A 19,611-nucleotide genomic window follows, 5' to 3' on the forward strand; every position below is an offset into this window, starting at 1 on the left:
GCAAGGTCCTCTCAAAAGCCGACAGCAGAGGCACCTTTCAGCTGGAGAATCTCCCGCGCCTCATCCGCCGTGGCGATCTCCAGCCCCAAGCCTTCGAGGATGGCGCGCACCTGGTGCACCTGCTCGGCATTCGATTTCGCCAGACGGCCCTTGCCGATCCACAGACTGTCTTCCAGGCCCACCCGCACGTTCCCGCCCATGGACGCCGCCATCGCTGCGACTTTCATCTGACTGGCGCCGGCGCCCAGCACCGACCAGCGGTAGTTGTCGCCGAACAGCCGGTCGGCCGTGCGTTTCATGTGCATCACATCGTCGGGATGCGTGCCGATGCCGCCGAGGATGCCGAACACGGTCTGGATGAAAAACGGCGCCTTCACCAGGCCACGCTCGACGAAGTGCGCCAGGTTGTACAGGTGCGAGGTGTCGTAGCACTCGAATTCGTAGCGGGTGTCGTTCGCCGAGAGCTCGGTCAGCACGGTTTCCAAATCGCCGTAGGTGTTGCGAAAGATCAGGTCCTTGCTTCCTTCGAGGTAAGGGCGTTCCCAATCATGCTTGAACGCCTTGAAGCGCTTGAGCATGGGGAACAGGCCGAAGTTCATGGTGCCCATGTTCATCGATGCGACCTCGGGTCGAAGCACCTTCGCCGGCAGCATGCGCTCCTGCACGGTCATGTAGGGCGAGCCGCCGGTCGTCAGATTGACGACCGCCTTGCTCCGGGCCTTGATCTGCTCGAGGAATGGCTTGAACGCCTCCGGGCGCTGATCCGGCTTGCCGGTGACGGGATCGCGGGCATGCAGGTGAATGATTGCCGCGCCCGCTTCGCAAGCCGCGATGGACGCCTCTGCGATCTCGTCGGCCGTGACCGGCAGGTGCGGAGACATCGACGGCGTGTGGATCGCGCCGGTCACTGCGCAGCTGATGATGACCTTCTTTTGCTGGAACATGGAAACTCCGGAGGCTCTCAGTAAGACTTGGGAAGGTTCAGCACCTTCTCCGCAATGAAAGACAGGATCAGTTGGATGGACACGGGTGCCAGCCTGGGAAGCATCGCCTCTCTCAGGTAGCGCTCGACGTGGTACTCCTTCGCGTAGCCCATGCCGCCATGCGTCAGCACGGCCGTCTCGCAGGAACGGAAGCCCGCCTCGGCGCAGAAGAACTTGGCGGCGTTGGCCTCCGCGCCGCAGGGCCGGCCCTGGTCGTAGAGCCATGCGCCGCGCCGGTACAGCAGTTCCGCCGCTTCCAGTTCCACCCAACGCTCCGCCAGCGGATGCTGAACACCCTGGTTCTTGCCGATCGGGCGGTCGAAGACCACCCTTTCGTTGGCATAACTCGCCGCCCGGCGCAGCGCCGCGCGGCCGAGACCGGTGGCTTCGGCCGCGAGCAGCAGGCGCTCGGGATTCATTCCATCGAGGATGTACGAGAACCCCTTGCCTTCTTCTCCGATCCGGTCTTCCACCGGAATCTCGAGCCCGTCGATGAACAGTTGATTGGAATCGACGCACTTGCGGCCGAGCTTCTCGATCTCGCGAACCTCGATGTGGCTGCGGTCCAGGTCGGTGTAGAAGAGACTGAGCCCTTGCGAGGGCGACTTGACCTGTTCGATCGGCGTGGTCCGCGCCAGCAGGAGGATCTTGTGAGCGACCTGGGCGGTGGAGATCCAGATCTTCTGCCCGTTCACGATGTACCGGTCGCCCTTGCGCACCGCCATCGTCTTGAGCTTGAGCGTGTTGAGCCCGGTGTTCGGCTCGGTGACGCCGAAGCAGGCTTTCGCCTCGCCCCGGATGATCGACGGAAGCCAGCGGCGCTTCTGTTGTTCCGTGCCGTGCACGGCGACAGGATGCAATCCGAACACGTTCATGTGAATGGCGGAAGCGCCGGACAGGCCTGCGCCGGAGCCCGCGACGGCTTCCATCATGAGGGTGGCTTCGAGGATGCCCAGGCCCGCGCCGCCGTGCTCCTGCGGCATGGCGATGCCGAGCCAGCCGGCGTTGGCCATGGCGCGGTAGAAGTCCTCGGGAAAGCCGCCTTCGCGATCCCTGAGCAGCCAATAGTCGTCGCCGAAATCGCGGCAGATGCCGGCCACGGCTTCCTGGATCGCACGTTGTTCATCACTCAGATCGAAGTTCATCGCGCTTCCCCTTTCGACGCGAGGCGGACGATCTCCGCCTCGCTGTAGCCGAGCTCGGCCAGCACTTCACGCGTGTGCTCGCCGTGCATCGGCGCGGCCCGGCGGACCTCGGTGCGTTCGCCATCGAATCGCAGCGGCTGCGCCACGGTGGCGAGCGTGCCGAGCGCGGGATGCTCGTACTCGAACACCATGCCGCTGGCGCGCGTGTGCGGATGCGCCGAGAGTTCGCCGAGGGTATGCAGCGGCGAGCAGGGGATGCCGGCTGCGTCCAGCGTCTGCAACCAGTCGGCCCGCCCGCGCGTCCGCATGGCGGCGCTGACCAGTGACAGCGTCTGGGCTCGATGCTCGACGCGCGTCGCGTTGGTGGCGAAGCGCGGGTCGTCGCGCACGGACTCCAGCCCGGCCAGGGCGCAGAAGCGCTGCCAAAGCGCGTCGTTGGCGACGCCGAGGATGAGCGGCTTGTCGGCGGTCTCGAACACCTGATAGGGGCACAGCGACTCGTGGCCGCTGCCCGGCCGAACGGGTTCGGTGCCGCGTTCCCAGAAGTTCTGCAGGAAGTAGGCGAGGAAGCCGGTCGCGGTGTCGAAGAGCGAGGCCTCCACCGTGCCGCCGACCCCGCTTCGTTCCCGCTCGTACAGCGCCGCCAGGATGCCGGCGAGCGCATGCAGGCCCGTGCCCTGGTCCACGGGGGAGAAGGGACTGCGCACCGGCGGGCCATCCGCTTCGCCGGTGATGGAGAGCATGCCGCAGAACGCCTGCAGGATCACGTCGTAGCCCTTGCCCTGGGACATCGGCCCAACGCTGCCGAAACCCGAGATGTCGCAGAACACCAGCCGGGGGTTCAACGCGCGAAGCGATGCGCTGTCGACGCCGAGCTTCGTGGCCACGCCCGGTCCGAAGCTCGTGATCGCGACGTCCGCTCGCCGCGCGAGCCGATGCACGATCTCGCGGCCGTCGTCGGTGGCGAGGTCGACCGCGATCGAGCGCTTGTTGCGATTGGTGCTGATGAAGATCGCGCCGGTTCGCGCTCCCCCGCCCTCGCGCAGCGGAGGCCATCCACGGGTTTCGTCACCGCCGCCCCGCGGCGACTCGATCTTGATCACGTCGGCCCCCATGTCGCCCAGGTACTGGGCGCACAGGGGGCCGGCAAGAACCTTGGACAGGTCCAGCACGCGCAGGCCGCGCAGAGGCTGTTTGCTCATGAACGATCCGATCCGCCTTCCGCCGTGCTTCCGGCGAAGCGCTGCGCGAGCGCGAGCAGGCGCTGCGCCTGCTTCAGGTGCGGCATGTCCAGCATCTTGCCGTCGAGGCCGACCGTGCCCAGCCCCGGGTTGCTCTCGAAGATCTCGACCACGCGTCTGGCGTGTGCAAGCTCCTCGTCGCTCGGCGTGAAGGCCGCGTTGATCGTGTCCACCTGGCCGGGGTGGATCGCGATCTTTCCGGTGAAGCCGCGCCGGCGCGCACGCTGTGCATCGCGCCGCAGGCCTGGATCGTCCTTGAAGTCGGCCCAGATCGTGTCGATGGGCTGCACGCCCGCGGCATGCGCACCCGCGAGGCAGAGGGAGCACGCGAGTTGATAGATGGTGTCGTACTCGCCGTCCTGTGCGCGGTTCGTGCTGGCGCCCAGTGCGGCCGCGATGTCCTCGGCGCCCCAGGTGAGAGCGGCCAGCCGGGAAGAGCAACCCTCGTAGCTGCCCAGGGTGAACAGCGCCTGGGGCGTCTCGGTGGCAACCGGCATGATCCGGATGCTCCCCTTGGCAATGCCGTCGCGGACTTCGATCGCTTCCAGGTAGTGAGAGAGCCTGACCACGTCGGCGGCCCCGCGCACCTTCGGCAAGACGATGCCATCGGGCGCGCCCTGCGCCGTCACGAGGTCCTGCAAGGCCGATTCCGTCTCCAGCGGGTTGATGCGAACCCAGAGTTGCTGGCGGCTGCGATCCGGCCGGCTGCGCAGATAGTCGAGCGCCATGCCGCGAGCGATCTGCGTGCGACTCGCGGCGACTGAATCCTCCAGGTCGAGGATCAGGGCATCGGCCGCGCTGTCGGCGCCCTTGGCCATCTTGCGCTCGCTGTCGGCGGGCACGAACAGAAAGGACCGGACGGGTCGGATGGGGTCGGGTAGTTGGTTCATGGTGTCGAATCAGTTCGCCTTCAGGCCGGCCGCAGTGATCAGGCGGCCCCACTTTTCCTTCTCGGATGCGGCGAACGCCTTGAGTTCCTCGGCGGACTTCTTCTGCGGCTCGATGCCGAACTGGAGAAGCTTGTCCTGCACCTCGCTGCGTGCCAGCACCTTGTCGAGGGCAGCGGAAAGCGTGTGCGAGATCTCGGCCGGCACGCCCCTGGGCGTGTACAGCACGGTCCATCCCACCAGTTCATAGCCCTTCACGCCCTGCTCGGCCAGCGACTTGACGCCGGGCAGCAGCTTGCTCTGGCTGGCGGAGGTCACGCCGAGGGCCTTCACCTGATTCGACGTGATCGCGGCGCGCAGCGAGGTGATCGTGTCGACCATGAATTCGACCTGTCCGCCGATGACGGCCGTCAGGGCCTGGCCACTGCCCTTGAAGTCGACCGGGAACATCGGTGCCTGGGCGAGCGACTTGAAGAGCTCGTGCGCGGTCCGGCACGTCGTGGTCGAGACCGCCGTATTCAGGGCGTTGGGCTTCGCCCGGGCCGCGCGGATCAGGTCCTGGATGTTGTTGACGGAACTGGCGTTGTTGGCGACGTAGACCAGCGGCAGGATGCCGATCATCCCGATGGCCTCGAAGTCCTCGGCCTCGTAGCCGGGATTCGCGTAGATGAATGCGTTCGCCGCATTGGTTGCGTTCGTGCCCACCATCAGCGTGTAGCCGTCGGCAGGCGCATGGGCGGCGAACTGCGCGCCCACATTGCCGTTGGCGCCGGGCTTGTTCTCGATATAGACCGCTTGCTTGAGTTCCTTGCCGAGCGCATCGGCAACGAAGCGGGCCACGATGTCCGTGCCCTGCCCGACCGCGTACGGCACGATCACCTTGATCGCCTTCGATGGATAGGCGTCGGCGAACGCGCTGAGTGTGCCGGCTGCCAGCAGCAGGCCGGCGATGAAGTGGTGCAGCTTTCGCATGGATGCTTCCTTGGTGTGAGTTCGACGCGGATCAGTCCGGCTGGCGCAGCATCAGGGCCTGCCGCGTGCAGGTGCAGACTTCTTCGTCGCGCTGATTGAAGCCCTGGTGCAGGAAGGTGATGATTCCGGCGTTCGGGCGCGAGTGGCTTTCGCGGCTCGCGGTGACGGTGGTCCTCGATCGGATCGTGTCGCCGGCGAACACCGGCTTCGGGAAGCGCGTATCGGTCATGCCGAGGTTCGCGATGGTGGTGCCCAGCGTCGTGTCCTGGACCGACAGCCCGATGACGAGTCCCAGCGTGAAGATGCTGTTGACCAGCGGTCTGCCGAACTCCGTTCCCTTGCAGTATTCCGCGTCGATGTGGATGGCCGCGGGGTTGCATGTGGCATTGCTGAACCACATGTTGTCGGCCTCCGTCACGGTGCGCCGGATCTCGTGTTCGAAGATCTGCCCGACGCTGAATTGCTGAAACCACAAACCTGCCATGTCACCTCCTGTGTTCTGTATGGGCGTGATTGAAAGTCACTCGCCCTTGATGCCCGCGCCCTGGATCACCGGCCTCCACTTGTTCGTCTCGGCGACGATGAATGCGGCGGCGCCTTCCGGCGTCATCGGCTCCAGGCGATCGAGGCCAAGGTCATCGAAGGTCTTCTGCAATTGCGAACTGCCGACGGCGGCCGTGATCTCGCGATTCAGCCGCTCGATCACGGCGCGCGGCGTGCCCTTGGGCACCAGCACCGCATTCCATCCATAGGCGGAGAAGCCGGGGATGGCGGCCTCCGCCAAGGTCGGCATCTCCGGCAGGGAAGCCAGGCGCTTCGGCGTCGTGACGCCCAGGCCGATCAGCTTGCCGCTCTTGACGTACTGCACCGCCGAGGACGCCTGGCCGACCATGAAGGCGACCTGCCCGCTGAGCAGGTCGTTCATCGCCGGCGCCTCGCCCTTGTACGGGATGTGCTGGGCTTTGACGCCGGCGCTCCGCAGAAAATGTTCCGCCGCGATGTGCAGGGTCGTGCCCACGCCGGAGGACGCATAGCTGAACCGGCCGGGCTGCGTCTTGAGCAGTTCGATGAAGGCGCGCGCGTCTCGCGCCGGCACCGACGGGTTCACGGTCAGCATCAGCGGCGTGCTGTTCACGACCGCGACCGCGGTGAGGTCTTCCGGCCGGTAGGGAAGATTGCCGTAGACCGCCGGTGCGAAGCTGTAGGCCGCGGAGGCGAAAAGCAGCGTGTAGCCGTCCGCCGGCGAGCGCGCCACGGCCTCGGTCCCGATGGTCGAACCCGCGCCGGCCCGGTTGTCGATCACCACGGGCTGCTTCAGCCGCTCCGACAGGGTTCTCGCCAGGGCGCGCGCGACGACATCGGTTCCACCGCCGGCGGAAAAGGGCACGACCATCCTGAGGGGCCGGGCGGGATAGCTGCCTTCTGCGAACACCGACAGCGGTGCAACTGCTGCGGCGCCCAAAAGGAATGCAGCCAGCGCGTCGCGACGGTTGAAGCCTTCCATGTGTTGTCTCCTTTGTTGTGTCCGACGCCCAAAAACCCTGTCGCGGGATTGCGCCGAGTTGGTCGAACCATTGACGAATCGGATCGTACAAAGATACGATTGATCTGTAAACACCAAAATCAAGCCGTGAACGACGTCAAACTTTCTCCCATCCGTGCGCCGAAGAACTCGGACCTGCTGGCGCGCGAACTGCGCCGGCGCATCCTCGACGGCGCGCTCGAGCCGGGCATGCCGCTGCCCGCCGAACGCGAGCTCATGGCCCAGACCGGCCTGAGCAGGGGATCGGTTCGCGAAGCCCTGCGCATCCTCGAAACCGAAAGCCTCGTCCGGACTCGCCCGGGCCGGCTCGGCGGCACGGTCGCCAGCCGGCCGGACGATCAGTCGATGCATCGATCGGTGTCGCTCTTCGTGGGCGGCCGCGGCATCAGCTTGCTGTCGCTGCTGCAGACGCGGGAAGCGGTGGAGCCGTCGCTCGCCGCGCTGGCGGCGCAGAACCGCACGGCGGCGGAACTGCAAAACCTGATCGACGTCACGCGGCGCGTCGAGGAGGCGTTCGCGGACGTGCCGCACTTCCTGCGCGAGAACGTCAATTGGCATTGCGCCATCGCCGACGCGAGCCACAACGAACTGCTGCGGGCGTTCATGCTGTCGATCGCCAACCTCGTCTACAAGGCTTCGGCCATCGAGAACTTCGCGACGGAAGACGTGCGCCATACCGTGATCAGGGCGCACCGCCGGATCCTCGCCGCGATCACCGAGAAGGATGCGGAGGCGGCCAACCGTCGCATGGCGCGGCACCTGGCGGCCTTGAGCGCTGCCTGCAAGAAGTTTCCCAACGCACCCCTGGTGATCGAAGTCTGATCAACGGCGGCTCAATCCTTCATTCCGGAGACAAGAACGGATGTCCATCGATTTCACATTGGCTCGGCATGTCGCCACCCTCACGATCAATCGTCCCGAGCGCATGAATGCGATGGACGCGGCGCACTACAAAGCCCTGTCCGATGCGTGGCTCAGAGTGCGCGACGATCCGGAAATCCGGGTCGCGATCGTGACCGGTGCCGGAGAGAAATCCTTCTCGGCCGGCGCCGACCTGAAATCCTTCGTCAATGCGCAGCCGGCGCTCTCCGAGACGCTTCTGACGCAGAAGGATCAACTGCTCAACCGCGGCCTTGAAGTCTGGAAGCCGGTCATTTCGGCGATCAATGGCTATTGCGTCGGGGGCGGCATGACCTTGATGCTGGCATCGGACCTGCGCATCGCGGCCGAGCATGCGACCTTCTCGGTCGCCGAGGTCAAGCGCGGCATTTTTCCCGGCAACGGCGGCACGCAGCGCATCGCCCAGCAACTGCCGCATGCCATTGCGATGGAACTGCTGCTCCTGGGAGACAGCATCGACGCCCAGACCGCTCTGCGCTGGGGTTTGGTGAATCGCGTCGTCAAGCCATCGGAGCTGATGGAAACAGCCTTGGCTTTCGCGCACCGGCTGGTGCGCAACGCGCCACTCGCCGTGCAGGCCGCGAAAGAACTCGCGATCCGCAGCCGCGACGTCGATCTCGCGACCGGCCTGCGGCTGGAACAGATCATGCTGCGCCTGCTTCAGGGAACGGAGGACGTCGCGGAAGGCACCCGCGCTTTCGCGGAAAAGCGCCAGCCGGAATTCACCGGTCGCTGAGATCAGGAAGCCGAACCATGAACACACGATTCGTTGTGGAAGATGCCGTGGCGCGGATCACGCTGGACCGTCCCGAAAAGATGAACGCGCTCACCGTCGAGATGCGCGAAGCGCTCGGCACGGCCTTCGAGGCCGCCGGGCGGGATCCGACGGTGCGGGCCGTGCTGCTGGACGCCGCCGGGCCGGCGTTTTGCGCGAGCGGCGATGTGGGCAGGATGGGCGACTTCACGCCGGAGAGCGGCAGGGCCTTGCTGAAGCTGGCGCAACGCATGGTTCGCAACCTGGCGAACATCGAGAAGCCGGTGGTCTGTGCGGTCCGCGGTGCGGTGGCCGGCATCGGATGGAGCATGGCGCTGGCATGCGATTTGGTGATTGCATCCGAAAGCGCGCGCTTCTCCCAGGTATTCCGCCATGTCGGTCTGGTGCCCGACGGAGGTGCCGTGTATTTCCTGACCCAGCATCTCGGCGTCCAACGCGCGAAGGAACTGGTGTATTCGGGTCGCCGCATCGACGCCCAGGAAGCACTGGCACTCGGACTGGTCTCCCAGGTCGTGCCGGATGGCGAACTGGAAGAAGCCGCATGGGCTCAAGTGCAGAGCCTCGCGAACGGACCCACCTTTGCGCTGGGTGTGGCCAAGAAGATGTTCAAGCTGATGTACCAGCCGGATCTCGAAGCCCTCCTGGATGCCGAGGCCTGGGCACAGGGCCTGGCGCTTTTGACCGAGGATCACAAGGAGGGCGTGCGGGCCTTCTTCGAAAAACGCAAGCCGAAATTCCAGGGACGTTGATGCCGCGTTGTCCGGACTCGCATTGTCTGGACTCGATCTGTCGTCCGGACACCATTGTGCGCCGCACTGCAATGGGCTTAAAGTCGCAACTCCATACGAACCTGGGACTTTCATTCAATGACTCAAAGCTACAAGCAGATTCAACGGCAAATCGAGGCACTCCAGCAACAGGCGGAAAAATTGAAGAAGAAGGAAGTGGGAGGCGTCATTGGCCGCATCAAGGAGGCGATTGCGCACTATGGGTTGACTGCAGACCAGCTCTTTGGAGGCAAGTCCGGCGGCAGCAAGCCGAAGGCGGCCAAGGCTGTCTCCGCCGCGCCTCAGTCGGTCAAGTACGCGGACGGCCAAGGCAACGCGTGGTCGGGTCGAGGCCCGCGTCCGCATTGGCTGCGCGACGCATTGAAGGCGGGAAGAGCACTCGATGAGTTCGCAACCGCAGGGTCTTCGCCCGCAAAGACAATGCGCAGCGCAGCGAAGGCTTCGAAAGCGAAGAAGCCCAAAGCGAAGTATCGCGACCAGGCCGGAAACAGCTGGAGCGGCATGGGTCCGCGCCCGAGGTGGCTCAAGGAGGCGATGGCGGCCGGAAAGTCGCTGGAAGAACTCACTGCGTAGAGTGCCGCTGCATTCCGGCGGGCGCGCCGAATGGAGAGAGGCTCAAGCGTTCTGCAGACGGCGCGACATCCATCAGCCGGACCTGCCGCGAGCCGTCTTCCGATTACTTTCGGCACGCGGGGCATTTGTGCCTGACGGGGCACGGCCCGCATCTGCCTGATCGAGCCAATGCAACACGTCGACATAGGACATGAACCGGTTCAGGTATTCCGGCGAAAGATCACGCATCAATATGAGAGATCGATGCACAAGCTGATGCGAGTTGAGAGGGCCGGCATTCTCCGGCACCTTCGCCAGTGACTGCAGCAGGCGCCGCTCGGCACTGAGCCGCGACCAGGTGCTCCTGAAATATCGGAGCGCCTTCAGTTCGGGATGGGGAGCGAGACTCGGCGTGCCATCACTTGCTGTTGCGCCGCTCTCGCGGGCAGAGGCACGCCGGTCGATGTCGTCGACAAGCTCGGCCAGCGCCCCGCGATCGGGTCGGCCTTCCTGCTTCGCATCCGCCGCCGGTGGTGCCGGTGGGCCATCCGCGCGACGGGCCTTGGCGAGATCCCCGCCATACACGGCCAGCAGCTTGACGACCTTGTCGTCCAGGATGCGTCGCGCTTCGCCGTGGTGGACGGATGCCCGCGCGGCCAGCGCTTCGATGAAGTGAAAGCGCACGGGATCGAATCGATGATCGCCACGCTCGCGCCGCGCGTGAACCATCCCGGCGGGGTCGGTGGCCTCCATGCCCGTTGCGCAGGGCTTGCCGCTACTCATGGGACTTGAGATTTCCGTCGGATCGCCTGGGCGTGGGCGCTATTTCCACGCGCCGGTTGCGGGCGCGTCCGTCGGCATCGGCATTCGATGCCACTGCTTGTTCGGACCCGAAGGCAGCGGCGAACAGCGAGGCCGACGGCATGCCTTCCTCGATCAGCGTCCGTGTCACCGTCAAGGCGCGCTGCGCCGACAGTTCCCAGTTGTCGGCGAACTGGCGGTTGCCGCCGCGAACCTGCCGGTCGTCGGTGAAGCCGCTGACCATCAGAATCTCGTCGCGAGCCTGCAGATAAGCGGCCAAGGGTGCAGTCAGGCTCCTCAGCAGTTGCCGGCCTTCGGGCTGCAATTCAGCGGAGTTGAAGGCGAACAGCACGCTGCCATTGATGCCGATGCGCCCGTTGCTGAGCGTCACCCGGCCTGTCGCCAAGGGCCCTGCCAGGGCTTGCTCGAGGGCCATTCGGCGCTGCGCTTCCACCTGCCGCTGATGGACTTCGGCTTCCAGCTTTGTCGCGAGCTCGAACTGCATGCCGAGCACGCACACCAGGATCAGCACGAAGGCGCCCAACATCCCCGCCATGAGGTCGCCGAAGACGGCCCATACCGGCACGGTCGGCTCCAGGCCGGCATCCATCTCCTCCCTCATCGCGCGTCGGCGTCCACGAGGGCCTGCTTGCTGCCGAGGCGCTGCAGATCGTCGACGATCTGCTTCTGCGACATGATGCTCAGGTCGATGACCTCCCTCGCCTGCGCGACGTAGTACGCCAGCTGCTCGTCGCTGCGCGCGATGGACTTGCCCAGCGTTCCTTCGATGCGCTGCAGATGCGTGCCGAGCTTGTCGTTCGATTCGCTGAACAGCTGAACGGCAAAGCCGAATGCGTCGCCCAGGCTCGCCACTTCGACGGCACTGCCGGTGATCTGCGCGGCGACAGCGGCCATCTTGCCGGTCTGCGCATCGACCGTGTCCGTGAAGCGGCTGCCGACCCGGTCCAGCATTTCCGCCGACGAGGTGACCAACGCGTCGATGGCCGTTCGCTGCTCGCCGGACGCATGGTTCACCGCGTCGAGCAGTGTCTCGAGCACGCTCAGCATGCGGCTGCGTTCCTCCAGCATCGCGTTGTCGCGCGCCATGCTGTCGGAAAGCTTCTGGCGCAGCTCGGCCACCACCTCGGCTGCGGCACGAGGCGCCTCGGCGGCGGCTTGCAGCAGCCGGGCGATCTCGGCGACCGTGGTCTCTGCGTGTGCGCCCGTCTGTGCGGACATGTCGCGGGCGGTCTGCGCCAGCGTTTCGCAGAGCTGCTGCTGCGCACCGAGGGTCTGCGCGCCCGTTTGCTGCCATTCCTGCTGCAGCGAGGCGGCCATGGCCGACAGCGCATGCGTCCAGGCCGACAGCCGCTGCTCATCGCGCAATGCCGTTCCCGCCTGCAGGTCGGCATGCGCCTGGCCCACGTTGCGCAGCAGCGAGTCCGCGTGCTGCCCGAAGCTCGCCGCCACCGTGGCCAAGGCCTGGTGCGCATCCTCCGACTGCTTCTCGCTGACCCGCTGATGCTGCGCAAGGACGCTGTCCCAGGTGTCCGACACACGGGCCATCGTGCTTTCCAGACGGCCGCCGACCTCCTGCACCAGAGAGGCCGAACGCTGTTCGAAGCTTTCGGCAAAGTGGTCGTGCGCGTGGCGCAGCGCCTCGGACAGCGCTTCGCTCGTATGCCGGTGCTCGGCGAGCGCGGTCTTCCAGGTCTGCGCCACGCTGGTGTGGGTGGCTTCGAAGCGGATCGACAGACCGTCGAGTTGCTGCTGCACGGTGTGCGCGACGGTCTCGTGCAACCCGGCGGTTTCGCGCGCGATCCCTGCCATCGTGGCTTCGACGACCGGCTGGATCGTCGCGCCGGCGATGCGGGCGCTTTCGCTCAGGCTCTGGTTCAAGGATTGCCCGACGGAAGAGGCCAGACTGGCGTATGCGGCCTCGGTCTTGCGATGGAAGCTGTCCTGGCCGGCGGCCAGGCGCTCGTTCAGCGCTTCGCTTTGCCGTTCCATCGTCGCCATCATGCGTTGCAGCCGATCGGCCAGCTCGGGCATCGCCTGGTCCTGCCGCTGCAGCAGCTTGAAGGATTCCTCGCGCTGATGGGCCAGGGAGAAGCCACGCAAGGTGGTCGCAATCCGCTGGTCGAGCCTTTGTCCCGCCTGCAGCCGCTCGCGCCGGCACAACGCCGAGGCGAGGCCCAGCATCGCGGAAGCGGCCACGCCCGCGACCGATGTCCCGAAGGCCAATCCCAAGCCCTTCACGGGGGCGGACAGGGAGGCGCGGATGGCCTGCAGGTCGGTCGCGCTCTCCAGCGCGATGCCGGTGCCCTTCAGCGTGACGACCATTCCCAGGAACGTGCCCAACATGCCCAGCAACACCAACAGCCCGGCCAGGTACGGCGTCAGCGCCGGGCCGGGCAAGCCAACGCGCTCACCTTCGATCCGCAGGCGCACCGCGTTTTGCAGGGAAGGATCCAGCTGCTCGAGCCAGGGGCCGAGGCTCGCCGGGGGATCGCGCAGGTCCGCCGTGGCGCGAGTCAAGGTGGACGTGGCCTGGCGAAAGCGCTGCAATTCCAGCGCGCCCATCAGGTAGAACGCGGCGACGAACACCGTGATGGCCAACGCCAACGGGCTCGAACCGACGTAGCCGGCAGCGGCCCAGCACACGGCGGCCAGGCCGGCGACAAGGACGGCGTGATGAAGAAATCTATTCATGGCAGTCTGGTGGCCTCATGCGAAGGGCTTCGAGCAGCCCTTCGATCGGTTGCATTCGAAAATCAAGTTCGGCGAGGAGCAGGTCCTGCATGTCCTTGCAGAACAGATCCAGCCACTCGCCGGGTGGCGTCGTGTTGTCGGGATCGATCGACGCCTGTGCTGCCTGGCGCAGGCGCTCGAAATGCCTTGCGAGCCCTGCGGAAGCCGCCGTCAGCAAGCTGCGCTCGCGCGCACCCAGCACCTGTTCCATCACCACGTCCACGGCAGCAAGCCGGGCCATGGCAGGCGATCGGGCCGCCAGCGCCGCCCGCAGCCGGCTGCGCAACGGGGCGATGCTCGATTCCATGGCCTGTTGCCGGGCAAGGTAGCGCTGACGGTAGGGCTTGAAGGCGGCTGTCGTGGCCGTGGTGTCTCCGGGCGTCGACGCACGCAGGCGCCGGCCTTCTTTGTCGGTCGTGGAGAGGCCATCCTCGGCGATCGCATTCTTCAATGCGGTTCGCACGCGGGCGTATTCGCCTTCCTCGGCGCGGCTGGAGGCCCGGGCGCCGGCGGGCGCAGGCGCCAGGCCACCATTCAGTGCCGCGGACAGCGAGATGGCATCCGTCCAATCGAACCATTGGCTCAATCGATCCGCAGTGGCCTGTCCGGATTCGCGGACTTCGGTGCCGGTCAGCCGAGAGAGCACGCACACCAGCGCCGAGCCGTTGAAACCTGTGCGCTGTGAAACGTGCGCCATACCGCCTGAACGAAAAACCGTGCAGTCTACCTTGATCGAATCGGCAAGGCCGCCCTGCCCCATCCGGCCGCCGGAGGCGAGACGAGTCTCCGCTTCTTATCGAGCGATGAGGATGTCTAGTCCGACAACCGTGTACGCAGCGCCCGCACCGCGCTGTCGACGGTGGTCAGCACCGGCAGCCCCGATGCCAGTTCGCAGGCCTGCCGCGCACGGGCCATGCTGAACTGGGCCAATGCGATGCGCGTGCAGCCGCGCGCGCACAACAGCGCCGCCTGTGCGGCGATGAGCCGGTCGTGCGTCTCCCCGTCGCCGCGGTTCAACGCGTCCATCGCGCCGTCGGCCAGCGCGGGTTCGAGTGCCATGCCGGCCGGAAACTCGGGCGGCATCGACGCCAGCGTCGGCGCGAAGGTGGCGATGAGCCCGAGCTTGCCGGCACCCGCCGCCGCATCCGCCACCATCGCCTCGTTGGGCTTGAGCACGGGCAGGCCGGCATGCCGCTGCGCGACGGCCTCGATGCAGGGCCCGAAAGCCGAGCAGGTGAAGAGGATGCCCTGCGCGCCGGCGTCGACCGCATACTGCGTCAGCCGCTGGAAGCGCTCGTGCATCGCGGCGTCGAGCCCTCGGCCGCTGCGTGCGAGATCGGTCGAGAGGCTGTCGTCGAGCAGGTTCATCCGCGACGCCTGCGGCCAGTCGCGTTCGAAGGCGGCGTTGATCGGAGCGACCGAATGGCTCAGCGCGTGGATGAGGGCAATGCGTGTCACGGTCAAGGACTGGTTCTCGGTGCGGAGGCGGAAGGCGCGGGCGCCGAGGCCCCCTCGCCGTCCCATCCGGCCTGCCAGCCGCCGCCCAGCGCCTGGATCAGCGTGACGGCCGCGTTCTGGCGGCTGACCTGCAGCTGGATCAGCGTGCGCCGTGCGCTCAGCGCCGAGGCCTGCGCGGTCACCACGTCGGTGTAGCTGACCTGCCCTTGCCGATAGCGGTTGAGCAATTGCTGCTCGGTGCGGTCCGCCGCCTCCGAGGCTTCGCGGCGCAGGCCGTCCTGCTGCGCCAGCCGGCTGCCGGCGGTGAGCTGGTCCTCGACGTTCTGGAATGCGGTCAGCGCGGTCTGGCGATAGCGCGCGACGGCCGCATCGCGCGTGGCCGTGGCGGCATCGACGCGTGCACTGATCGCGCCCGCATCGAACACCGTCTGCGCCACCGAGAGACCGAGCGACCACAGCGTGTTCGAGGCGCCGAACAGATCGCCCACGCGGCTCGCGGTGCTGCCGACCGAGGCACTGAGCGACAGGTTCGGGTAGTAGGCCGAGCGCGCGATGCCGATCTGCGCATTGGCCGACGCCACGTCGCGTTCCGCGGCGGCGATGTCGGGCCGGCGCTGCAGCAGCGTCGAGGGCACGGCGAGCGGAATGCCCGGCACGGTCGGCGTCCAGTCGGCGGCCGGCAGGCTGAACTCGGCCGGCGCGGCACCGGTCAGCACCGCGATCGCATGCTCCAGCGCGTCGCGCGTGCGCTGCAGCGCGACGCGGTCGGCGCGCGTGTTGACCAGCAGCGTCTGCGCCTGCAGCACGTCGGTCTGCGCGGCGATGGCGGCGTTGTAGCGGTTGCGCGTGATCTCATAGCTGCGCTCGTAGCCTTCGATGGTCTCGGCCAGCAGCTTGAGTTCGGCATCGGCCTCGCGCAGCGAGAAGTAGTTGGTCGCCAGATCGCCCAGCGCCGAGAGGCGGGCCGCGGCCAGGTCGGCCTCGCTCGCCTGCGCGCTGGCCTGCGCGCCCGTCACGGCCAGACGCAGGCGGCCCCACACGTCGGGCGCCCAGTCGGCGCCGAGCGAGGCATTGAACGAATTGCTGGGCGTGGTGTTGCGCGCGCCCGAACGGGTGGCGCCGCCGCCGAGCGAGACCGACGGAAAGAGCGCCGCACGCTGCTCGCGCACCAGCGCCTGGGCCTGCGCATAGTTGGCGACGGCGGCGGCGATGTTCTGGTTCGATACCTGCACGCGCTGCGCCAGCTCGTCGAGCTTCGCATCGCCGAAGAGCTTCCACCATTCGCCGCGGTCCAGCGCATCGGCCGGCGCCGCGGGCAGCCAGCCCTGGGCCGTGGGCGCTTCCTTCCAGGCCGCAGGCAAGGCGGTGGTGGGACGCTCGTAGGCCGGCCCGACGGCGCAGGCGCTCAGGACCGCCGCCAGGGCCAGCGCCATGGACGTTCGTGCGAGGCGGCGGCTCGGGCGGCCGCGGAGGGATGGGCTGTTCGGTGCGGTCATGGGTTCAGGCGGCGATCATGCTGGAGCGCCGGGACCGGCGGCTCGGGCCAGGTGTTTTTCGTTGGCCGGGCGCCGGCGCAGCTTGTCGAGCAGCACGTAGACGACCGGCGTGGTCAGCAGCGTGAGCAGTTGGCTCGCGATCAGTCCGCCGATGATGGCGACGCCCAGCGGCTGGCGCAACTCGGCGCCGAGGCCGAAGCCGATCGCGAGCGGCAGCGCGCCGAGCGCGGCGGCCAGCGTGGTCATCAGGATCGGGCGGAAGCGCAGCATGCAGGCCTCGCGCACCGCTTCGGTCGCGGTCAGCCCGCGCGCGCGCTCGGCCTCGAGCGCGAAGTCGATGATCAGGATGGCGTTCTTCTTGACGATGCCGATCAGGAGGAAGACGCCGATCAGCGCGATGATGGAGAACTCCATGCGGAACAGCAGCAGCGCCAGCACCGCGCCCACGCCGGCCGAAGGCAGCGTGGTCAGCACGGTGATCGGATGGATCAGGCTTTCGTAGAGCACGCCGAGCACGATGTAGATCACCACCAGCGCGGCCAGGATGAGCAGCAGCTGCTGTCCCTGCGACTGCTGCGCGGCGAGCGCCGTGCCCTGGAAACTGCCGCGCACGTTGATCGGCATCGCGATGTCGGCCTCGGCCTCGGCGACGATGGCCTTCGCGTCGCCCAGGCTCACACCGTCGGCGAGATTGAACGAGACGGTGCTCGAGAGCTCGGTGTCCTGGTGGTCGATCGAGGTCGGCACCGCGCGCTCGCGGAGTGTGGAGAAGGCCGCCAGCGGCACCATCGGCGTGACGGCGGTCGCGACCTGCTGGCCGGCGGACGAGGTGCGCGAGGCGGGGTTGGCCGAGGTGACCGTCGAGGTCCCGCTGCTGGCGTCGGTGTTGAGCTGCAGCGAACTCGTGATCGTGTTGCCGCTCGCGGTCGTGACCGAGTTCAGCGTCGACGGCACGTAGACGTCCTTGAGCACGATCGGCGAGCGCTGGAAGCGCGGCGCCCATTCCATGATGACCGAATACTGATTGAGTTCGTCGTAGATGGTCGCCACCGAACGCTGGCCGAAGGCGTTGTAGAGCGCGTTGTCGACCGCGCTCGAGGTCACGCCCAGGCGCGCGGCGGCGTCGAGGTCGACGTCGACGTAGGTCTCGACACCATTGTCTGCATCGTCGCTGTCGACATCGGTCAGCTTGGCTTCCTGGCGCAGGCGATCGGCCAGCTTCGTGGACCAGGTGCGCAAGTCGGCGAGGTTGTCGCTCTTGAGCGTGTACTGGTAGGCTGAATTGCTCGTGCGCCCGCCCATGCGCAGATCCTGCACCGGGCTCAGGAACACGCGCAGGCCGGTCAGCTGATTGAGCTGCGGACGCAGGCGGTCGATCACCGCATTGGTCTTCTCGCTGCGCTCGGAGATGGGCTTCAGGTTGACGAACATGAAGCCGCCGCCCGCGCGGCTGCCGCCCGCGAAGCCGACCACCGTGTCGACCGCCGGATCCTTGTGGATGATGTCCACGGCCGCCTTCAGCTTGTCGGCGATCGCCACCGACGAGATACTCTGGTCGGCCCGCAGCCCGGCATTGAGCTGGCCCACGTCCTGCTGCGGAAAGTAGCCCTTCGGAATCGCGCTGAACAGGTAGATGTTGAGCCCGATCACCGCCAGCAGCACCAGCATCACCACGCCCTTGCTCGCCAGTGCCCAGTCCAGGCTGTGGGCGTAGGTGCCCAGGGTCCATTCCCAGGCGCGTTCGGCCTTGCTGCCGAGCCAGGCGCGCACGCGGCCCGGCGGCTCGCCCTTTTCCTCGGCCTCGCTGCGCAGCAGCATGGCGCACAGCATCGGCGTGGTGGTGAGCGAGATCACGAGCGAGATCAGCACCGAGGCCGACAGCGTGACCGCGAACTCTCGGAACAGCCGCCCGACCTGCCCGCCCATGAACAGCAGCGGGATGAACACCGCCACCAGCGACAGGCTGATCGACAGCACCGTGAAGCCGACCTCGCGCGCGCCGCGCAGCGCGGCCTCCATGCGGTTCATGCCGGCCTCCACGTGGCGCATGGTGTTCTCGAGCACCACGATGGCGTCGTCCACCACGAAGCCGGTCGCGACCGTGAGCGCCATCAGGCTCAGGTTGTTGAGGCTGTAGCCCAGCAGGTGCATCACGCCGAAGGTGCCGAGCAGCGACACCACGGTGGCGACCGCGGGAATGATGGTGGCGCGCGCCTTGCGCAGGAACAGGCCGACCACCAGCACCACCAGCACGATGGAAATCATCAGCGTGCCCTCGATCTCGCGCAGCGAGGCGCGGATGGAGTTGGTGCGGTCCGACGCGACCTGGATGTCGATGTCCTGCGGCAGCTGCGCGCGCAGCTCGGGCATCAGCTTGCGCACGCCGTCCACCGTGTCGATGATGTTGGCGCCGGGCGACTGCGTGACCAGCACGATCACCGCGGGCTCGCCGTTGAACAGGCCCAGCGTGCGCGTGTTCTCGACGCTGTCGATCACGCGCGCCACGTCGCCCAGCCGCACCGCGGCGTTGTTGCGCCAGGCGATCACCATGTCGCGGTAGGCGTCGGCGCGCAGGCCGGGCGCGGGCGTGTAGATCTGCATGCGGCGGTCGGCGGTCTCGATCGCGCCCTTGGGCCGGTTGGCGTTGTTGGCCTGGATCGCGGCGCGCACGTCCTCGCTGCTGATGCCCAGGCGATTCAGCGCGAAGGGTTCGAGCTCGACCCGCACCGCCGGCAGCGAGCCGCCGCCGATCTCGACCTCGCCCACGCCTTCGACCTGCGACAGCCGCTGGCTGACGATGTTCGAGACCGCGTCGTAGATCTGGCCCGGCGTGCGCGTCTTGGAGGTCAGCGCGATGATCATGATCGGCGCTGCGGTCGGGTTGCGCTTGCGGTAGGTCGGGTTGCTGCGCAGCGTGGCGGGCAGGTCGACGCGCGACGCGTTGATGGCGGCTTGCACCTCCCGCGCGGCGCTGTCGATGTTGCGGCTGAGGTCGAACTGCAGCGTGATGCGGGCAGCCCCGGTCGAACTCGTCGAAGTGAGTTCGTTGACGCCGGGGATGATGCCCAGGCGGCGCTCCAGCGGCGTGGCCACGCTCGAGGCCATGGTGCTCGGGCTCGCGCCCGCCAGGCTGGCCTGGACCGAGATGGTCGGGAAGTCGACCTGCGGCAAGGGCGAGACCGGCAGCACGAAGAAAGCGACGATGCCGGCCAATGCGATGCCGATGGTCAGCAGCACCGTGGCGATCGGCCGCTCGACGAAGGGCTTGGAAAGGTTCATGCCCAAAGCCCCTCGGTCTTGCTCCCTCTCCCTCTGGGAG

Annotated in this window: 18 protein-coding genes; 4 read left to right on the plus strand and 14 right to left on the minus strand. The window is 67.0% G+C overall.

Annotation, left to right across the window (positions count from 1 at the left end; genetic code table 11):
- Positions 1-11: 11 nt before the first annotated feature.
- From WDLP6_RS16715 to WDLP6_RS16745, 7 genes are read right to left on the minus strand one after another with little or no spacing between them, the layout of a single operon-like run.
- Positions 12-944 carry a 3-keto-5-aminohexanoate cleavage protein gene (locus tag WDLP6_RS16715; protein ID WP_162593247.1) on the minus strand — a complete coding sequence of 311 codons (933 nt, stop codon included), beginning with the start codon at positions 942-944 and terminating at the stop codon, positions 12-14.
- Between the two features lie 17 nt (positions 945-961).
- A complete protein-coding gene (locus tag WDLP6_RS16720) occupies positions 962-2,128 on the minus strand; it encodes an acyl-CoA dehydrogenase family protein (protein ID WP_162593248.1) in 1,167 nt (388 codons plus the stop codon).
- Entirely contained in the window at positions 2,125-3,330 is a 1,206-nt protein-coding gene (locus WDLP6_RS16725; RefSeq protein WP_162593249.1) for a CaiB/BaiF CoA transferase family protein, read from the minus strand. Before WDLP6_RS16725 ends, WDLP6_RS16720 begins: the two co-directional genes overlap by 4 nt.
- Positions 3,327-4,259, minus strand: a complete 933-nt coding sequence (locus tag WDLP6_RS16730; protein ID WP_162593250.1) for an HpcH/HpaI aldolase/citrate lyase family protein — start codon at positions 4,257-4,259, stop codon at positions 3,327-3,329. The genes WDLP6_RS16725 and WDLP6_RS16730 overlap by 4 nt, the downstream gene beginning before the upstream one ends.
- 9 nt (positions 4,260-4,268) lie before the next feature.
- On the minus strand, positions 4,269-5,228 hold the full coding sequence (locus WDLP6_RS16735) for a Bug family tripartite tricarboxylate transporter substrate binding protein (protein ID WP_162593251.1): 960 nt from the start codon (positions 5,226-5,228) through the stop codon (positions 4,269-4,271).
- Positions 5,229-5,259: 31 nt separating this feature from the next.
- Positions 5,260-5,712 (minus strand): MaoC family dehydratase, encoded by a 453-nt coding sequence (locus WDLP6_RS16740; protein WP_162593252.1) that lies wholly within the window; start codon positions 5,710-5,712, stop codon positions 5,260-5,262.
- A gap of 36 nt (positions 5,713-5,748) precedes the next feature.
- Positions 5,749-6,732, minus strand: coding sequence for a Bug family tripartite tricarboxylate transporter substrate binding protein (locus WDLP6_RS16745; RefSeq protein ID WP_162593253.1), 984 nt, complete (start codon positions 6,730-6,732; stop codon positions 5,749-5,751).
- Between the two features lie 126 nt (positions 6,733-6,858).
- Between WDLP6_RS16745 and WDLP6_RS16750 the strand changes: the two genes are divergently transcribed.
- The 4 genes from WDLP6_RS16750 (at position 6,859) to WDLP6_RS16765 (ending at position 9,807) form a co-directional block, all read left to right on the plus strand.
- Positions 6,859-7,593 carry a FadR/GntR family transcriptional regulator gene (locus WDLP6_RS16750; RefSeq protein ID WP_162593254.1) on the plus strand — a complete coding sequence of 245 codons (735 nt, stop codon included), beginning with the start codon at positions 6,859-6,861 and terminating at the stop codon, positions 7,591-7,593.
- Positions 7,594-7,633: 40 nt separating this feature from the next.
- Entirely contained in the window at positions 7,634-8,407 is a 774-nt protein-coding gene (locus tag WDLP6_RS16755; protein ID WP_162593255.1) for an enoyl-CoA hydratase/isomerase family protein, read from the plus strand.
- 17 nt (positions 8,408-8,424) lie between these two features.
- A complete protein-coding gene (locus tag WDLP6_RS16760; RefSeq protein WP_162593256.1) occupies positions 8,425-9,195 on the plus strand; it encodes an enoyl-CoA hydratase/isomerase family protein in 771 nt (256 codons plus the stop codon).
- 117 nt (positions 9,196-9,312) lie between these two features.
- Positions 9,313-9,807 carry an H-NS family nucleoid-associated regulatory protein gene (locus WDLP6_RS16765; protein ID WP_162593257.1) on the plus strand — a complete coding sequence of 165 codons (495 nt, stop codon included), beginning with the start codon at positions 9,313-9,315 and terminating at the stop codon, positions 9,805-9,807.
- A gap of 72 nt (positions 9,808-9,879) precedes the next feature.
- On the opposite strand, the gene WDLP6_RS16770 is transcribed toward WDLP6_RS16765, so the two are convergent.
- The 7 genes from WDLP6_RS16770 to WDLP6_RS16800 form a co-directional block, all read right to left on the minus strand.
- The gene (locus tag WDLP6_RS16770; RefSeq protein ID WP_232077093.1) at positions 9,880-10,569 is read right to left on the minus strand and encodes a DUF2894 domain-containing protein; all 690 of its coding nucleotides are present in this window, start codon (positions 10,567-10,569) and stop codon (positions 9,880-9,882) included.
- Positions 10,562-11,209 (minus strand): OmpA family protein, encoded by a 648-nt coding sequence (locus WDLP6_RS16775; protein WP_162593258.1) that lies wholly within the window; start codon positions 11,207-11,209, stop codon positions 10,562-10,564. Before WDLP6_RS16775 ends, WDLP6_RS16770 begins: the two co-directional genes overlap by 8 nt.
- Entirely contained in the window at positions 11,206-13,299 is a 2,094-nt protein-coding gene (locus WDLP6_RS16780; protein WP_162593259.1) for a DUF802 domain-containing protein, read from the minus strand. The genes WDLP6_RS16775 and WDLP6_RS16780 overlap by 4 nt, the downstream gene beginning before the upstream one ends.
- Complete coding sequence (locus tag WDLP6_RS16785; RefSeq protein ID WP_162595124.1) at positions 13,292-14,035, minus strand: DUF3348 domain-containing protein; 744 nt, start codon at positions 14,033-14,035, stop codon at positions 13,292-13,294. The genes WDLP6_RS16780 and WDLP6_RS16785 overlap by 8 nt, the downstream gene beginning before the upstream one ends.
- A gap of 116 nt (positions 14,036-14,151) precedes the next feature.
- Entirely contained in the window at positions 14,152-14,796 is a 645-nt protein-coding gene (locus WDLP6_RS16790) for an aspartate/glutamate racemase family protein (protein ID WP_162593260.1), read from the minus strand.
- A 2-nt stretch (positions 14,797-14,798) separates the two neighbouring features.
- A complete protein-coding gene (locus WDLP6_RS16795; protein ID WP_162595125.1) occupies positions 14,799-16,229 on the minus strand; it encodes an efflux transporter outer membrane subunit in 1,431 nt (476 codons plus the stop codon).
- Between the two features lie 78 nt (positions 16,230-16,307).
- Positions 16,308-19,571 carry an efflux RND transporter permease subunit gene (locus WDLP6_RS16800; RefSeq protein ID WP_162593261.1) on the minus strand — a complete coding sequence of 1,088 codons (3,264 nt, stop codon included), beginning with the start codon at positions 19,569-19,571 and terminating at the stop codon, positions 16,308-16,310.
- Positions 19,572-19,611: the final 40 nt, after the last annotated feature.

It is taken from the genome of Variovorax sp. PBL-E5 (assembly GCF_901827185.1).
Classification (GTDB): domain Bacteria; phylum Pseudomonadota; class Gammaproteobacteria; order Burkholderiales; family Burkholderiaceae_C; genus Variovorax.

Bases quoted from the DNA above. Each gene is read 5' to 3' on its own strand.
- WDLP6_RS16715 (WP_162593247.1), bottom strand. From the start codon at position 944: ATGTTCCAGCAAAAGAAGGTCATCATCAGCTGCGCAGTGACCGGCGCG.
- WDLP6_RS16720 (WP_162593248.1), bottom strand. From the start codon at position 2,128: ATGAACTTCGATCTGAGTGATGAACAACGTGCGATCCAGGAAGCCGTG.
- WDLP6_RS16725 (WP_162593249.1), bottom strand. From the start codon at position 3,330: ATGAGCAAACAGCCTCTGCGCGGCCTGCGCGTGCTGGACCTGTCCAAG.
- WDLP6_RS16730 (WP_162593250.1), bottom strand. From the start codon at position 4,259: ATGAACCAACTACCCGACCCCATCCGACCCGTCCGGTCCTTTCTGTTC.
- WDLP6_RS16735 (WP_162593251.1), bottom strand. From the start codon at position 5,228: ATGCGAAAGCTGCACCACTTCATCGCCGGCCTGCTGCTGGCAGCCGGC.
- WDLP6_RS16740 (WP_162593252.1), bottom strand. From the start codon at position 5,712: ATGGCAGGTTTGTGGTTTCAGCAATTCAGCGTCGGGCAGATCTTCGAA.
- WDLP6_RS16745 (WP_162593253.1), bottom strand. From the start codon at position 6,732: ATGGAAGGCTTCAACCGTCGCGACGCGCTGGCTGCATTCCTTTTGGGC.
- WDLP6_RS16755 (WP_162593255.1), top strand. From the start codon at position 7,634: ATGTCCATCGATTTCACATTGGCTCGGCATGTCGCCACCCTCACGATC.
- WDLP6_RS16760 (WP_162593256.1), top strand. From the start codon at position 8,425: ATGAACACACGATTCGTTGTGGAAGATGCCGTGGCGCGGATCACGCTG.
- WDLP6_RS16765 (WP_162593257.1), top strand. From the start codon at position 9,313: ATGACTCAAAGCTACAAGCAGATTCAACGGCAAATCGAGGCACTCCAG.
- WDLP6_RS16770 (WP_232077093.1), bottom strand. From the start codon at position 10,569: ATGAGTAGCGGCAAGCCCTGCGCAACGGGCATGGAGGCCACCGACCCC.
- WDLP6_RS16775 (WP_162593258.1), bottom strand. From the start codon at position 11,209: ATGAGGGAGGAGATGGATGCCGGCCTGGAGCCGACCGTGCCGGTATGG.
- WDLP6_RS16780 (WP_162593259.1), bottom strand. From the start codon at position 13,299: ATGAATAGATTTCTTCATCACGCCGTCCTTGTCGCCGGCCTGGCCGCC.
- WDLP6_RS16785 (WP_162595124.1), bottom strand. From the start codon at position 14,035: ATGGCGCACGTTTCACAGCGCACAGGTTTCAACGGCTCGGCGCTGGTG.
- WDLP6_RS16795 (WP_162595125.1), bottom strand. From the start codon at position 16,229: ATGGCGCTGGCCCTGGCGGCGGTCCTGAGCGCCTGCGCCGTCGGGCCG.
- WDLP6_RS16800 (WP_162593261.1), bottom strand. From the start codon at position 19,571: ATGAACCTTTCCAAGCCCTTCGTCGAGCGGCCGATCGCCACGGTGCTG.